Origin of the sequence: Snuella sedimenti (assembly GCF_016428595.1) — a bacterium.
In the GTDB taxonomy this organism is placed as follows: Bacteria; Bacteroidota; Bacteroidia; order Flavobacteriales; family Flavobacteriaceae; genus Snuella; species Snuella sedimenti.
On sequence record NZ_JAELVQ010000034.1, the window covers coordinates 18,217 to 34,375 of the forward strand.

Here is a 16,159-nt window from a genome sequence, read left to right on the forward strand (position 1 = left end):
TTAGGTGTTTAAAAAGGAAAAAACAATGGCAATCAATCCAACAATAGCACAATAAACAGCAAAATAAGTGAGTTTGCTTTTTTTAACGAGTGCTATCATCCACGTGCAAGCAAACAATCCAGCGATAAAAGCCGCTATAAAGCCAATAATTAAGGATGTGAAATTCTGACTTTCGGTTGACAGGTCTCCACTCAATACGTCTTTAGCTATTTTTCCAAAAATAAGTGGAACCACCATTAAAAAGGAAAACCGAGCAGCTTTTGTTTTGTCGTTACCCAATAGGACAGAAGTCGAAATAGTAGCGCCAGAACGTGATATCCCGGGAAGCATAGCAATAGCTTGTGATATACCAATAATAAATGCGTTTTTAAAGGATACTTTTTTATTGGTGTCTTTGGCTTTATCGGCTAAAAACAATAAAATCGCTGTAACGATAAGCATAAAACCAACCAGTAGTATATTGCCTCCAAAAAGGGATTCTAATTGTGCTTCAAAAAACAAGCCTATAACAACCGCAGGGATCATGGAAATGACAATCTTAGAAATAAATTGTAAGTCGTCATTCCATTCAAAAGTTAAAGCGCCTTTAATAATAGTTAAGATGTCTTTTCTAAAAACAACAATGGTACTTAAAGCAGTAGCAAAGTGCAAAATAACTGTAAAGAGTAAACTTTCTTCTGGTACGGAATGATCTCCTAGAATCGCTTTTCCTAATTCTAAATGACCACTTGACGAAACAGGAAGAAATTCGGTAAGACCCTGGATAATACCAAGGATAATAGCATTTGTTATATCCACACTACTTCTTGTTTGGATTTAACAAAATAGCATAGACTTGAATGCCAAATCCAAATAAAATTAAAGCAGGAGCAAGACGGATGCGTCTCCAATGGAAAATATCCGGATTGAATACATTGGGGTCGTCACTACCGCCACCAGCCATTAATATAAAGCCTAAAGCGATACAAGCTAAACCAATAAACATAAATTTGTAGTTTTTCTTGCCAAACACAAAAACAGGTTTTGTGTTTTCTCTTTGTTTTTTTTCTCCCATAATTAAAGCTGTAAACGCAAAGTTGCCAATAACGATTGCAAAGTAACAGATTTATTTATAAAAGAGCGTTAACGATTTCTAAATTTACGAGCCAGAATAAAAATTGCTGTTTAGTCTGGTATAGAAATCCTATTCTAATACCACTTCAGTCGTTCCCGAAACAAGAAAAACATGGCAACAATCGGCAGCTACAACATAGTTTTCTGAAACGATTTGTTGATCATCCTTAAAGCCCCTAAACTGAACTTCTAGTTCTTTATTTTGATAGGTGTTGGCATGTTCGTCTCCAAATAGGGGGTATGTACCATTTTGTTGCATCAAAGCGAGTTCACTGCTATTGGTTTCTCGGGTGAGATCGTCACCAGATATAACAGCGACTACTTTAAAACTATCTAATGCAACCGGCATATCGTTAGAGTCCTTTATCGTTAAGGTAAGTGTTCTAAACTCTTCGGTACAGGCTATATTGGCACAGTTCGGGTCGGTTTCGTCATTGTTGTTACATGCCGAACCGACATAAATTAAAACCAAAATCAACAGCAATTTTTTAACCATAACTATTTAGACATTTTTCTTAAAGATGCTAAAAAAGTAAAAAGGTTGCTTACTACGATTAAAAATTTGAATTATTAATTAGGTGAGCTTTGTCTAATAGTAAATACGTCTTTTCTATAAAATTTTGAGAGAATTTTGTATTGGGAAGTACTTTGAACCTATAAATTTTCGTCAGTTAGAATTCCAAATCTGTGATTTGGTGTATCGAAAACAAGAAAATTGCTTATCAAGACACTCATTAATAATAGAGCTGATCTGTTTTTAAATTCAAGAACCTTTGGGTTGCAATGTGTGTACTTGCCCAAGTAATAACAATGCCCAATGTAAATACAAAAACAAATAGTAAAGTTACTAAGCTTACGTTGTTAAGTAATTCCAGTTCAGGGAATGTTTTATTTAGGTAATATAAAACAATAGCCATGCCCGTTATAGCTAAAAGCGCTCCGATTATACCCAAGCGGACACTTTTCCATACAAATGGACGCCTGATAAATTGTTTGGTTGCACCAACCATTTGCATGGTTTTTATCGTAAAACGTTTAGAGTAAACTGCTAACCGAATGGAACTATTGATTAACAATACAGCAATTAAAGTAAAAATAGCACTGATAACCAATACCCAAAAGCTGATTTTTTTAACGTTTTCATTCATTAAATTGACCAGATCGTTATCGTAGGTTACCTCGTCAACAAAATCCTTGTTAAGTGTATCAGAAGCCATTTTTTCAAGATGCTCAGATGTAACAAAATCAGCTTTTAAATGGACGTCAATAGAATTTTGTAATGGGTTATAACCTACAAAATCCATAAAGTCTTCTCCATTTTCAGCTTTCATGAATTCAGCCGCTTGCTCTTTAGAAACATACTCGGTAGATTTTACGTAGTCGGCTATAGCTAGGCTTTTTTGTAACTGCTTTATTTCTATGTCTTTAGCTGTGTCCTTTAGATAAATGGTAACAACCACCTGCTCTTTAAAGTGATCGGAGACTTTTTTTGCATTCAATATTAACATACCCAATAGTCCCAATAAAAATAAGACCAAAGCAATACTTAAAACTACCGAAAAGTAAGATGAGATAAGGCGACGCTTTTGATGTCTTTCAAATGATGAACTCATAGAATAGTGTATTGATGACGTAAAAATATAAAAGTTAATCTAAAGAAAGTTTAAAAGTGCTTGTCTTTTGACTTTGCCAAAAATGATTTTTGACTAAAAAGCAAAAGCCAACTGTTTTGATATAACTTCAATAATTAAATAATGTTGTGTAGCTTGTTGGGGTCAAGCTAGTTTTTTTGATGGTTTGCTAACTAAATAAACACCTACAACAACCATCAGGCAACTTAATATTTTTAAAAGGTTAATGTCTTGTGTATAGATATTATTGTTCAGTACATAAGCATAAATGCTTACCATAATAAAACTTATCATGGGTTGTAAATAAATATAACTACTGTTTACCGAAGGTGATACATACTTAAGGGCATAAATATTGAATAAATAAGCAAAAAAGGTAGTAAAAACCACCACATACCCAATTACCAAATAGGTGTTTGTAGTAAACGCAGCAAAGTTGGTAGCTAATAGGTCATTAAATCCAAAAGGAATAATGTATATAAAACCAAATAAAAACACCCAGCTAATTATGGTTACGGCATGGTATTTTTTCATTAAAGGTTTAACAACCACCAGGTACAGTCCATAACAGGAAGCGTTCATTAAAACGAACAGGTTACCAAGAAAAGAGCTAGTGCCAATAGCACTACTGCCATAAACAATTAAAAAAACAGCACCAATACCGCCAATGGTAATGCCCAACACTTTGTTTTTGGTAATGCGCTCTTTAAGAATAAGTGCACTAAAGATAAGGACAATAACTGGAGTAGCAGTCATGATAATAGAAGCATCGATTGGTGATGTTAAATTAATGCCGTGAAAGAATAACAACTGATTGGCTGCGGCTCCCAGCAAGCCACAAAGTGCCAGTTTTGGGAAGTCCTTTTTGGCCACGGATTCTTTTATGAAAAATGACTTAATAAACCAAAATAATAAGGTGCAACAGATTAACCGGATAAAAACAAAAGCGTTTGGGTTTATTTTTTCGGGCATAATGCCTTTGGCTATAATGTAATTAGCACCATAGATTAAGTTGGCTCCCAAAAGAGCAAGATGCGCTTTATAAATAGGTTGTTTCAAACGTGTTTTTTTTAAGCGGCAAAAGTAATCCATAATCATTGAAAAACAGCTTTTAATGGGATTTTTTGCCTTATTTATTAAGAGACTGTTTAAAATTCGTTTTTGAAATTTGTTATAGGTTATTTTTTTGCTAATTAAGGCTTTAAAACCGGAGTTTAGCAGCGCTAAATGAGGATTTTCATAACGAAAAGTGGTGAAAAAGGGCAATTTTTTAGCAAATTGAAAAAGTTTAAATGAGTTCTTTGTTTATAAACCGTAAATTTGCGCTTTTAAAAAGTAGAATTACAATTAGGATGAAGTACGATTTCAATCAAATCGAAAAGAAGTGGCAAGATTACTGGGCCAAAAATCAAACCTTTAAGGCTGAAAATAATTCAGATAAGCCTAAGTTTTATGTGTTGGACATGTTTCCTTACCCGAGTGGGGCCGGATTACATGTTGGTCATCCGCTAGGCTATATAGCTTCCGATATATATGCGCGATACAAGCGCCATCAAGGCTTTAACGTATTGCATCCGCAAGGTTATGATAGCTTTGGCTTACCAGCTGAGCAATATGCCATTCAAACGGGACAGCACCCGGCAATAACAACAGCCGAAAACATAAAAACCTATCGCAGGCAGCTAGATCAAATAGGGTTTTCTTTCGATTGGAGTCGCGAAGTCCGTACCAGCGATCCTAGTTATTATAAATGGACCCAATGGATCTTCATTCAATTGTTCAATTCGTGGTATAATAACGATAGCGACAAAGCAGAGGATATTACGGAATTGATCAGCATCTTTGAAAAAGAAGGGAATGCCAATGTTAATGCCGCTTCTGATGAAAATGTTGATATGTTTACTGCAGAAGATTGGCTGTCTTTATCGTCCGAAAAACAACAAGAGATCTTATTGCAGTATCGTTTAACCTATTTAGCCGAAACCGAAGTAAACTGGTGTCCAGCATTAGGAACGGTATTGGCTAACGATGAAATTGTAAATGGTGTATCCGAACGAGGCGGACATCCAGTTATAAGGAAAAAAATGACCCAGTGGAGTATGCGTATTTCGGCCTATGCCGAACGCTTATTGCAAGGTTTGGAAAAAATAGATTGGACCGATGCACTTAAGGAAAGTCAGCGTAACTGGATAGGCAAATCGGTTGGCGCGCAAGTGGAATTCAGAATTCAGAATTCAGAATTCAGAATTTCGGTATTTACTACCCGTCCCGATACCATTTTTGGTGTTAGTTTTATGACCTTGGCACCAGAACATGAATTGGTGTCCCAAATAACAACGCCAGAGCAGCAAGCTGAGGTTGAAGCTTATGTAGAGGCAACAGCAAAGCGTAGTGAACGCGATAGGATGGCCGATGTAAAAACCATTACAGGCGCGTTTACAGGAGCCTATGCCGAGCATCCATTTACCAAAGAGCCCATTCCAATTTGGATTGGTGATTATGTGTTGGCTGGTTATGGAACAGGTGCTGTGATGTCTGTACCTTGTGGTGATCAGCGTGATTACGATTTTGCAAAGCATTTTAATATCCCCATTCCTAATATTTTTGAAGGCGTTGATATTTCTGAGGTAGCATTTGCCGATAAGGATAATACCATCATAGCCAATAGTGACTTTTTAAATGGTTTAAACTATAAAGAAGCCACCAAAAAAGTTATTTTAGAACTTGAAAAACTTGGTTGCGGAGAAGGGAAAATCAACTACCGTTTGCGTGATGCGGTATTTAGCCGCCAGCGTTACTGGGGAGAGCCTTTTCCGGTATATTATGTAAATGGGATGCCGCAAATGATTGAAGCGGAGCATTTACCAATACAATTACCCGAAGTAGAAAAATATTTACCCACCGAAACCGGTGAGCCGCCGTTAGGAAATGCCACCGTTTGGGCCTGGGATCGCCTCAAGGCGGAGGTTGTTTCAAATAATCTTATCGATAATGAAAATGTCTTCCCCTTAGAGCTAAATACCATGCCCGGTTGGGCCGGTAGTTCCTGGTATTTTAACCGTTATATGGATGCCAATAATGAGAACGCATTTGCCAGTAAGGAAGCTTTGAATTACTGGAAAGATGTCGACTTGTATATTGGAGGTAGTGAGCATGCCACTGGGCACTTGTTGTATTCGCGTTTTTGGCAGAAATTCCTGTTCGATAAAGGATTGGTGCCTGTGGATGAGTATGCCAAGAAACTCATTAACCAGGGGATGATCCTGGGGACGAGTGCTTTTGTTTATAGGGTTGAAGGAGAAAATAAGTTTTTATCCAAAGGATTAATTGAAGGCAAAAATGTGCAACCTATCCATGCCGATGTCGCTTTTGTAAATGCTTCCGATGAATTAGATATTGAGGCTTTTAAAAATTGGCGAGAGGAGTTTAATGAGGCAGAGTTTGTACTTGAAGAAGGCGTATATAAAGTAGGTCGTGATGTTGAAAAAATGTCCAAATCCAAATACAATGTCGTCAACCCGGACAATATCTGTAAACAATACGGTGCAGACAGTTTACGCTTATATGAAATGTTTTTGGGACCTTTAGAGCAATACAAACCTTGGAACACGGCAGGTATTACGGGCGTGCACAGTTTCCTTAAAAAGTTATGGAAATTATATGTAGACGATAGCGGATTAAAGGTTACCAATACAGAACCCTCAAAAGATAGTTTAAAAACACTGCATAAAACCATTAAGAAAGTACAGGAAGATATCGAGAATTTCTCGTTTAATACCTCGGTGTCTACTTTTATGATTGCTGTAAACGAGTTAACCGCTCAAAAATGTACGAGCAAGGCTATTTTAGAACCGTTACTGGTTTTAATAGCACCCTATGCACCGCATATTGCAGAGGAATTATGGAGTCAGTTAGGAAATACTGAATCGATTTCTACGGCGCCATTTCCAGAATTTGAGGCTAGTCATCTAGTAGAAAGTAGCAAGAATTACCCGATTTCCTTTAATGGTAAAATGCGTTTTACCTTGGAGCTACCGTTGGATATGAGTAAAGAAGATATTGAAAAAACCGTGTTGGATCACGAAAAAACCCAAGAACAGTTGCAAGGACGTACCCCTAAAAAGGTGATTGTAGTCCCTGGGAAAATCGTAAATGTTGTGGGTTAATAGGTTAGGGAATTGTATCGATAAGTATTAATAGTACCTATTGTGCATTTTGATAAAAATTTGTCAATTCGAGTGGATTTCACGATTGAAATGAGTGAAATTTGTATCGAGAATGAGAATTTTTAGTCTTTGAAATAGTTGTCGATACGATTTTTTTAAAAATCACTCTAACGGACATTGCATAAAAATAATAAATTCAAAGAGTACAACAGGTTTAATAGTATAAAATGAAAACCGATGAAACAGATATTTTTGATTTGTGTGTTGCTTTTAGCCGTCTCCTGTGCTAATTCAAGTAAAAAACAAACAGTGGAGTTGTCATGTGGGCAGTGTCAGTTTGGGATGACTTCCCAAGATGGTTGTGATTTGGCCGTTCGGATTAATGAGGAGTCGTATTTTGTGGATGGAGCAGATATTGATGATTTTGGCGATGCTCATGATGAGCATACCGGGTTTTGTGAAGTCATTAGAAAAGCGGAAGTAGAAGGTGAGCTGATAGGTGATCGTTTTAAAGTAAGTACTGTTGAATTGTTGGATCAATAATTTCACAGATGGAAATAATTGGTTTTATAGCAGCCTTTTTAACAACCGCAGCATTTTTACCTCAGGTGTATAAAACCTGGAAGACTAAAGATGTATCGGGATTATCGCTGCCCATGTTGTTATTGTTTTTTACGGGTATTGTTCTATGGCTTATTTATGGTATTCAAATAAAAAGCCCTTCCATGATTTTTGCCAATTGTGTTACAATCCTGTCGTCGTTTCTGTTAGTGTATTTTAAAATAAAATATGCTAAAAAATAATGTTAACTGACAAACTTTCATATTAAAAGATTGGCGTTATTATTGCTATGATTATTTCGTAATAAAGCATAAAAAAAGAAAAAAATGATAGGATATTATATATTAATAGGAGCTATAGCCTTAGTAAGTTGGGCAGTTAGTAATACTCTAAAACGTAAATTCGAAAAATACTCTAAGACGCAATTGCGTAATGGTATGAGTGGTCGTGAGATTGCAGAGAAAATGCTTCACGATCATGGTATTTATGATGTTGAAGTGATTTCGACCCCTGGACAGCTAACCGATCATTATAACCCCAATAATAAAACGGTTAATTTAAGCGAATCGGTTTATCACCAGCGTAATGCCGCAGCAGCTGCCGTAGCAGCACACGAATGCGGTCATGCTGTACAACATGCCAAAGCTTATAGCTGGTTGCAAATGCGATCGTCTTTAGTGCCAGTAGTGAGTGTTACATCAGGTATGTCGCAATGGTTAATTATTGGAGGCCTTATATTAGGAGGTGCAGCCGGAGTAGGTTTAGGTTGGTGGGTAGCAGCAGCCGGTGTGGTATTTATGGGCTTTGCGACCTTATTTAGTTTTATAACATTGCCTGTAGAGTACGATGCGAGCCATCGTGCCTTAGCATGGCTAAAAAACAAAAACATGGTTACCCAAGAGGAGTATGCAGGTTCTGAAGACGCCCTTAAATGGGCAGCGCGAACCTATTTGGTGGCAGCTATTGGAGCACTTGCATCCTTGTTGTATTGGGCACTGCAAGTATTTGGTTCCAGAGATTAATTAAGACTGATAATGTAAATAAAAACCGAATTTTTACAGTTGCGTAGGAATTCGGTTTCTTTTTTTATTACATTTAGGGCACTAACAAAAAACAATATTATTTATGGAAAATAGGATTCAAAACAAACTGATGGTAGCCGATCTTTCAGAAGCGGACAAAGTCACTTTTTATAAAAAGACCTATACGCATGTTGCGGGTGGAGTACTGGTATTTATCCTTTTCGAGTACCTGTTGCTTCAAAGTGAGGCCATTGTTAATTTTGCATTGTCTATGACCGAAGGGTACCGTTGGTTGATCATGTTGGGCGGATTTATGTTGGTAACCAATTATGCGGAGCGTATGACCTTAAGAACGGCGGATAGGAATAAGCAGTATATGGCTTATGGCTTGTATATTTTAGCTGAAGCATTCATTTTTGTACCTCTAATTTATATAGCTGCTGTCTATACGGACTCCGGTTCGGAGATTTTAAACCAGGCGGCCATTATTACTTTGGGATTATTTACCGGTTTATCGGCCATTGTGTTTGTAACCAAAAAGGATTTTTCGTTTTTAAAAGCAGGTTTAACCGTTGGGTTCTTTATCGCTATTGGTCTCATTTTGGCAGGTACCTTATTCGGATTTAACTTAGGACTTTGGTTTTCTGTTGCCATGTGTGCATTGGCCGCTGGATCCATATTATACCAAACATCTAACTTGGTTCATAAATATTCAAATGATGAATATGTGCCAGCAGCCTTAGGCTTATTTGCATCACTCATGTTACTGTTTTGGTATGTGCTAAGTATTCTGATGTCACGCGATTAAGAGAAATTGTAAATTAATATAAGTCAAGCCTTGAAGTTGTTCAGGGTTTTTTTGTTGTCATGCAGAAGGAGGCCTTAAGCCGACTGAAGCATCTTATTCAAGTTCTTGTAGTTTCTTATTATTGTTGCTCATGTTACAGAGATACTTCGCTTCACTTTGTTTCGCTCTGTATGACAATACAAAAGTAAACGAGATCTCGACTGATGTTTTGCGTTTATTTGTTACTTTCTCGGTAGACCGTAGTTCCTGTTTTTTTTAATTTTCTTTTGTCATACCTGCCTTTGGTCTTTACTCAAGATAAACTGTGGCAGGCATCCACTTTTGGCTATGTATATAATAAAACTATGTTTAGTACTATGTTCGGAATCGTTGGTCAGAACTATATTATGATTTCTTACTTTTTCCCATTGCCGCAAAAAGTAAGCAAAAAGGTCTAGGCTTACGATAAAACCCTGATAAAATGCTACGGTATCTCCTTCCACGGATGAAAATACCTCCCCCTCATTACTTCGGGGTCAAACAAGATTTTCATCCCTATGCCTTCCTGCTACCTTGATTTTTAAGGGTTTTATCGGTAGGTCGGTTCATTTTCTCTTGAACCTATGAATTGTGTCGAATTTGTTTCAAAAAGGCTAAAAGCATCTAGTAAACTTATCTGTAATAAAAAACTTAAAAAATGATTTGAAAAGCTGATTAAAGCTCGTTATATTGTGGGAAAATTAGTGTTGTAATTTTACGACTTGTAGTTATATAAATAAACTCAACTGGTAGGTATATAAGGTATAAAGATAATATAAAGTATAAGTATGGATAGAATAACTAAAAGCTTAATTATAGAATTACTTCAAAGTCAAGAATTAGTGACTGAAGGAGATGCGAAAGACTTTGAGAAACTTGTGAATTATTGTATTGTTTCAAATGACTATTCAAAAACGATTGATATTAATGCGATTACAATAGGTGATGGTGGTGACACGGGAATAGATGGCTTAGCAATAATTGTTAATGGGCAGCTTGTTGAAAATAAAGATGAAATAGATGATTTACTTGAGAGAAACAATTTTCTTGAAGTTCAATATATTTTTACGCAAGCAAAAACTTCTTCAAGTTTTAACAGTGGAGAAGTAAATACTTTTATTTTTGGAGTAAAGGATTTTTTTTCTGAAAATCCTTCCTTGGTTCGAAATTCCGATATAGAAAAATTTGCTGAAATATCTGATTACATTTATGAAAAAGCTCCTCACTTTAAAGAGAACCCTTCAATAAAAATGTTCTATTGTACTACTGGTAAATGGGTTAATGATCAAAATCTGTTAGCTGTGATTAATCAAGGTAAATCTGAGATAGAGCAGTTTAATCTATTTGAAAAAATATTATTTTATCCATATGGAGCGAAGGAGATAGCTACTTCATATCGAAAGACTAAGGAGTCAATCAGTACAACTTTGACATTTTCTAATCGAGTAACATTGCCAACTATTAATGGAATATCGGAAGCCTATATTGGAATTCTTCCTTTTTCTGAGTTTAGAAAGATTCTATCTGATGAAGAAGATAACTTAGTAAACGTTTTTGAAGATAATGTTCGAGATTTCCAAGGGACAAATAATGATGTTAATAATGGTATTGAAAAAACATTAAATAATTCTGATTCAGATCTTTTTAGTGTACTTAATAATGGTGTAACAATAGTAGCAAGTTCTATTTCTCCCACAGGAGATAAGTTTACAATAAGAGATTATCAAATTGTAAATGGTTGCCAAACTAGTAATGTACTCTTTAATAATAGATCAAGTAGTTTTATAGGAAATGTTAATGTTCCTGTTAAGATTATTGCTACGGATGATGACGAAATAAAGAATAGAATTACTCTTGCAACTAATAACCAAACTCCAATTAAAAAAGAACAATTAGCTTCTCTTACAGCATTCCAAAGAAGTCTTGAGCAATACTATAACTCTTATAGTGGTGATGCTAAACTCTATTACGAAAGAAGGTCTAAACAATATAATTCTGACAGTTCTGTTTTGAAAACACGAATTATTACTGTTCCCTATCAAATAAAATCTTTTGCTGCCATGTTTCTAGATAACCCTCATCAAGTAACTAGCTTCTTTGGAACAATTGTAAGTAGATTGAATGAAGGAAAAGCTCAGATTTTTACGCCCGATCATGTGTTCTCTCCATATTACACCAGTGCATTTGCTTATTATAAACTTGAAAATCATTTTAGAAAACGAAATATAGACACCTCATATAAAAAGGTTAGATTTCATATATTGATGTTATTTAGAATGATTTATCAACCTGAGCCAATGCCAGCATTTAATTCAAAAAAAATGGATACTTATTGTCAAAAACTGTTAAACATCTTAAATAATGATACAGAGTCATTGAAAGCTTTTCAGAAATGTTTAAATGTCATCGATACAGCAGAGTTTGATAAAGCTGATAAACAGGATATAAAACTATTATCCAAAACTAAAAACCTAATTGAAAGAGCTGATAAAATTACCGCACACAATATTATATATAAGCAATAGATTAATCACCAGGGTTAAGTGCTAAAGCTTGAATTAAAGTAGATGCAATTTGAAAATTTATAGCATTATAATCCATTGTTACAAATAGTAATAGAGTGTGGTTAGTACTTTTGAATACACTATGAATGTAAGATTATAATATGAAGTCTTTTAGTAAGTCATTTCTATTGTTTTTATTAATTTTCTCAATGTCACTCATTGGAAATACCCAAAATAAAAGCATTCAAGATTCAAAAAACATTAGTTCCTATGACCGTGATTTAAAAATACTTGAAGAGAAGTTGGTCTTTACTAATATGGTCTGGGATAGTTTGGATTATATCCTTAGGCAAAGGCCTTCCGATACCATTTATAGAAATGTTGTTAGGCAACATTTTAAGGAAAATAAGCAAAAACAACTCGATGTATATCGAAGTTTCATTTATGAGAACCCCCAATCTTTTGTGTCAGCCGAAACCTTAAATAATTTAAAATTTCTTTATGGTAAGGAGGTAACTCAAGAATTGTTTCAACCAATGTCCGAAACAATAAAGAGTTCTCAGCTCGGGCAAAATATATCTAATTTTATTGATTTATCTCAAACTCCAGAAATTAATGACAAGTATGTTGATTTCGAATTGCAGAATCAATATGGGGAGAAAGTTAAACTTTCAGAACACTTGGGAGAATATACCTTAATCGAATTTTGGGCTTCTTGGTGTGTGCCATGTAGGAGGTCAAACCCTGAATTAGTAGAGATTCATGAAATTTTTAAAAATAGGGGATTGAACATTATTGGTGTTTCAGTAGATGACGATAAAGAGTCTTGGATTCAGGCAATTGAAGAAGATGGACTAGGTTGGATAAATGTTAGTGATTTAAAAGGAAAAGAGAATACGGCAGCGTTAAAATATGGCATAACAGGTGTTCCGACTAATTTTTTAATCAATAACCAAGGAATCATCATTGCCAAGGATGTTGATATAATACGTTTGAAGAGTTTAATAAACTAGAAGACAAAGCTTCATACATAATCAGTAACCTTTTTAGTCCAAGTTTTGTTAACACCAGGCAACAGGAAACCTTTAAAAACCACTTAAAATGCGGTTTAATCATTTATTGTAACATTTTAAAAATAATTAGACAATTAGAGCGTAAAATATTGCCATAATAACTGTGAAATTTACCTTAACAGATAGAGGGTTTTTAGTAATTTGGCAGTTTTAACAACCGTGTAAGCGTATTAATAAAAACAAATGGAAAAACCCTTAAAATATTACCAGGACCACTTAAAAAAATACCAGTCAGAAGTCCATAGGTTATACAAAAGCATGACACTGCTAAGTACGCTCAGATTGTTGGTGTTTTTAGGAACAGGCTTTGGTATTTACCTGTTTTTTGGGCATTGGCAGCTAGTGGTTCCTATAGCCGCGGTGGGTATTATTGCATTTGCTTACTTGCTTTCAAAATATACCGATACTAAAGCAGAAAGAAATTTTAACAAGGCGCTGGTGGCGATTAATGAAGAAGAAATAAAAATAGCTTCTGGAGACTGGTACGACAGAGATAAGGGCTTGCAGTTTCAAGATCCAAATCACTTTTATAGTTTGGATATCGACCTGTTTGGCCGTGGGTCGTTGTTTCAGTTTATCAATAGAACCACTATTAACGAAGGCAGACACAAGTTAGCCGATGCTTTAAAAGCTAATGCTGTAGATGGTATTGAGGCAAGGCAGGAAGCGATACAAGAACTAAGTGGAAAACCGGAATGGCGTCAGTTCTATACAGCGACGTCTAGTTTGGTAGATATTGAAACGCCGGCAAAACAAATTATTGTTTGGTTGCAAAACCACAACGTCTTTTTACCAAAAATAATGCGATGGTTGCCGCTGAGCTTTGGGGTACTATCGGTTGTGTTTTTTGTGTTAACAGCTCTTAGTATAATACCCAATCCTGCTTTTATAGGGTATTTGTTGTTTGTTGGATTGGGCATTACGGGACGTTATTTAAAAAAGATAAACGTGCTGGCATTAAATACCGATAAGGTTAGGGATACCTTTAGGCAATATGCCTTGTTGTTGGATTTAATAGAAAAGGAATCCTTTACTTCCGAACTTTTAAAAGAAAAGCAGCAACAGATCCAGTTGGAAGGCAAAAAAGCATCGGTCATTTTTAAAGCCTTTTCAAAATCCCTGGATGCTTTGGATAATAGAAACAATCTTATCGGTGCTATTTTTGGAAACGGTTTCTTTCTGACGGATATTAAAAATGCCTATCATATCGAACAATGGATCCATCAGTATGCCAATACCGTTGCCGATTGGTTTGAGGTCGTTTCTTTTTTCGATGCGTTTAATACACTTGGGAATTATGTGTATAATCACCCAGAGTTTGTGTTTCCTAAAATTAGCAAGGACAAGGCCATTATAAAAGCTGAAGCCCTAGGGCACCCATTGTTAAACAAGGACAAACGGGTAGACAGTGATTTAACGATGGAAAATGAGCAGTTTTTTATTGTTACCGGAGCTAATATGGCTGGAAAAAGTACCTTTTTGCGTACCGTTTCCCTGCATATTGTTATGGCTAATATGGGATTGCCTGTTTGTGCTAAAAGCAGTGTCTATTCGCCCGTAAAATTGATTACGAGCATGCGTACATCCGATTCGTTAACCGATGATAGCTCCTATTTCTTTTCGGAATTAACCCGTTTAAAATACATTGTGGAGGCCATTCAAAAAGAACCTTATTTTATTGTTTTAGATGAAATACTGAAAGGTACTAACAGCACCGATAAGGCCATTGGCTCCCGAAAGTTTGTTGAAAAACTCGTGGCATCCAATGCTACGGGTATTATCGCTACGCACGACCTGAGCCTATGCGAGATCGAAAAGGAATTGGATGATGTTAAAAACTATTATTTTGATGCCGAGATCATTAACGACGAACTTCATTTCGATTATACTCTGAAACAAGGTGTTTGTAAAAATATGAATGCGTCCTTCCTGTTAAAGAAGATGGAGATTGTTTAAAACCTCTTATTGATCGTTAAGTCAGCACTTATTCTTCTAAGGTTTTTATAAGCTCATCCAATTTTTTGAGCCTGGGAATAATTTCATTTCTCACCCGTTTTTTATTTAAAAAGTACGCGTGCATTCCTATGCCGATGGCAGCTAGAAAAGTAATGATTATTACATTGTGTGTTGCAGAAATATGCCATAGACCACTAAAAAAGAGCAGCAATATGGGGTAAAGAGGTAAAACAAGCCAATACACGGCGGTTTTAAGTAATCTCTTTTGGGCATTAAGATATTTTTGAGTCTTTTTGAGATAATCAAGATAGTTCTCATCCAAATCGTTTGGCTTGTATTTTTTTATACCAACTACCTTAATGACTAAATTGATCAGTAAGATTACAAAAAAGGCAGAAGCAATTTTAGTAGTGGTGAAAGGAATGAAATAAACGTAAAAAGCAAAGGCTAGTATACCAATACCGGCAGAAATTAGCTCAATAAGCTCTAAATACTTCCACCAGCGATGTAAACGTCCTAAACTGGATTGTAGCTCTATCATCAGTTTCGATTTCTCGAACTTGATGCGTTCCTGATTGCTTGACGACTGCCAGATTTTAATTAATTCATCTTCTATCATGATAATTCATTTATACAGTTCAATAATTTTAACTTAATTCTTTTAATCTTTACGGCTATGTGGTTTTCTGTCAGGCCGGTAATGATCGAAATGTCTTTATAAGGTACTTTCTCCAGATAAAGCGTTATAATGGCTTTGTCTGCTTTATTCAACGCATTGATACAACTTCGGAGTTTTATTAGTTTTTCGTTGCTTTCAGTAGTTTTAGCTTCCGTTTGTTCATTAACGATAACAATACTGTCCATCGCAATAAACCGCTTTTGCTTTTTAATGGTTTTAGATTGAAAACGCAGACAGGTATTAAGGGTGATGCGATACATCCAGGTGTCTATAGAGGACTTCCCCTTAAATGAGGGCATAGATTTCCATATGTTAATCAAGACTTCCTGTAGCAGGTCTTTTGTGTCTTCAGAATTTTTGGAATAGACAGAACATATTCTTACTAATTTTTGTTGGTTTTCTTCAAACGCTTTTAAAAAGACATCCTCCAATGTTTTACCCATAATTGTTTCTTGTTTCTATTGTATTAGTTACAAGCGCTTTAAAAATATGACAATTTAGATTGACAATTAGTAGTGATGCGTTTGTTAAAGTTTAATTCTCTAAAAATGCAGTAAATACAACATATACGATACGTTCTTTGATTTTTTGATTTGATTTACAGAATAACTTTGGTCAAAACCAAGGT

Annotated in this window: 15 protein-coding genes; 8 read left to right on the forward strand and 7 right to left on the reverse strand. The window is 35.5% G+C overall.

The genetic code is table 11. From position 1 onward, the window contains the following. The 5 genes from JF259_RS16470 to JF259_RS16490 all read right to left on the reverse strand — a co-directional run bounded on the left by JF259_RS16470 (position 1) and on the right by JF259_RS16490 (position 3,803). Entirely contained in the window at positions 1-798 is a 798-nt protein-coding gene (locus tag JF259_RS16470) for an undecaprenyl-diphosphate phosphatase (protein ID WP_199116806.1), read from the reverse strand. 1 nt (position 799) lies between these two features. Further along, entirely contained in the window at positions 800-1,054 is a 255-nt protein-coding gene (locus tag JF259_RS16475) for a DUF3098 domain-containing protein (RefSeq protein WP_199116807.1), read from the reverse strand. A 129-nt stretch (positions 1,055-1,183) separates the two neighbouring features. After that, positions 1,184-1,609, reverse strand: coding sequence for a hypothetical protein (locus tag JF259_RS16480; protein WP_199116808.1), 426 nt, complete (start codon positions 1,607-1,609; stop codon positions 1,184-1,186). Between the two features lie 238 nt (positions 1,610-1,847). Beyond that, on the reverse strand, positions 1,848-2,726 hold the full coding sequence (locus JF259_RS16485) for a cell division protein FtsX (protein WP_199116809.1): 879 nt from the start codon (positions 2,724-2,726) through the stop codon (positions 1,848-1,850). 162 nt (positions 2,727-2,888) lie between these two features. Beyond that, a complete protein-coding gene (locus JF259_RS16490; RefSeq protein WP_199116810.1) occupies positions 2,889-3,803 on the reverse strand; it encodes a DMT family transporter in 915 nt (304 codons plus the stop codon). Positions 3,804-4,096: 293 nt separating this feature from the next. On the opposite strand from JF259_RS16490, the gene leuS reads away from it, so the two are divergent. The 8 genes from leuS to JF259_RS16530 all read left to right on the forward strand — a co-directional run bounded on the left by leuS (position 4,097) and on the right by JF259_RS16530 (position 14,852). Next, on the forward strand, positions 4,097-6,910 hold the full coding sequence (gene leuS / locus JF259_RS16495) for a leucine--tRNA ligase (protein ID WP_199116821.1): 2,814 nt from the start codon (positions 4,097-4,099) through the stop codon (positions 6,908-6,910). Between the two features lie 237 nt (positions 6,911-7,147). Continuing rightward, positions 7,148-7,453, forward strand: a complete 306-nt coding sequence (locus JF259_RS16500) for a DUF6370 family protein (RefSeq protein WP_199116811.1) — start codon at positions 7,148-7,150, stop codon at positions 7,451-7,453. An 8-nt stretch (positions 7,454-7,461) separates the two neighbouring features. Next, complete coding sequence (locus JF259_RS16505; RefSeq protein WP_199116812.1) at positions 7,462-7,713, forward strand: SemiSWEET family sugar transporter; 252 nt, start codon at positions 7,462-7,464, stop codon at positions 7,711-7,713. Between the two features lie 84 nt (positions 7,714-7,797). After that, a complete protein-coding gene (locus JF259_RS16510; protein ID WP_199116813.1) occupies positions 7,798-8,493 on the forward strand; it encodes a zinc metallopeptidase in 696 nt (231 codons plus the stop codon). Between the two features lie 103 nt (positions 8,494-8,596). After that, positions 8,597-9,301: a Bax inhibitor-1/YccA family protein gene (locus JF259_RS16515; protein WP_199116814.1), complete on the forward strand. Its 705-nt coding sequence runs from the start codon at positions 8,597-8,599 to the stop codon at positions 9,299-9,301. A gap of 806 nt (positions 9,302-10,107) precedes the next feature. Further along, on the forward strand, positions 10,108-11,844 hold the full coding sequence (locus JF259_RS16520; protein WP_199116815.1) for an AIPR family protein: 1,737 nt from the start codon (positions 10,108-10,110) through the stop codon (positions 11,842-11,844). 188 nt (positions 11,845-12,032) lie between these two features. Further along, positions 12,033-12,836, forward strand: a complete 804-nt coding sequence (locus JF259_RS16525) for a peroxiredoxin family protein (protein ID WP_199116816.1) — start codon at positions 12,033-12,035, stop codon at positions 12,834-12,836. Positions 12,837-13,079: 243 nt separating this feature from the next. Next, positions 13,080-14,852 carry a MutS-related protein gene (locus JF259_RS16530; protein ID WP_199116817.1) on the forward strand — a complete coding sequence of 591 codons (1,773 nt, stop codon included), beginning with the start codon at positions 13,080-13,082 and terminating at the stop codon, positions 14,850-14,852. Positions 14,853-14,880: 28 nt separating this feature from the next. On the opposite strand, the gene JF259_RS16535 is transcribed toward JF259_RS16530, so the two are convergent. Together JF259_RS16535 and JF259_RS16540 are read right to left on the reverse strand one after the other, a co-directional pair. Beyond that, a complete protein-coding gene (locus JF259_RS16535; RefSeq protein WP_199116818.1) occupies positions 14,881-15,471 on the reverse strand; it encodes a hypothetical protein in 591 nt (196 codons plus the stop codon). Then, a complete protein-coding gene (locus JF259_RS16540) occupies positions 15,468-15,974 on the reverse strand; it encodes an RNA polymerase sigma factor (RefSeq protein WP_199116819.1) in 507 nt (168 codons plus the stop codon). Before JF259_RS16540 ends, JF259_RS16535 begins: the two co-directional genes overlap by 4 nt. Between the last annotated feature and the right edge of the window lie 185 nt (positions 15,975-16,159).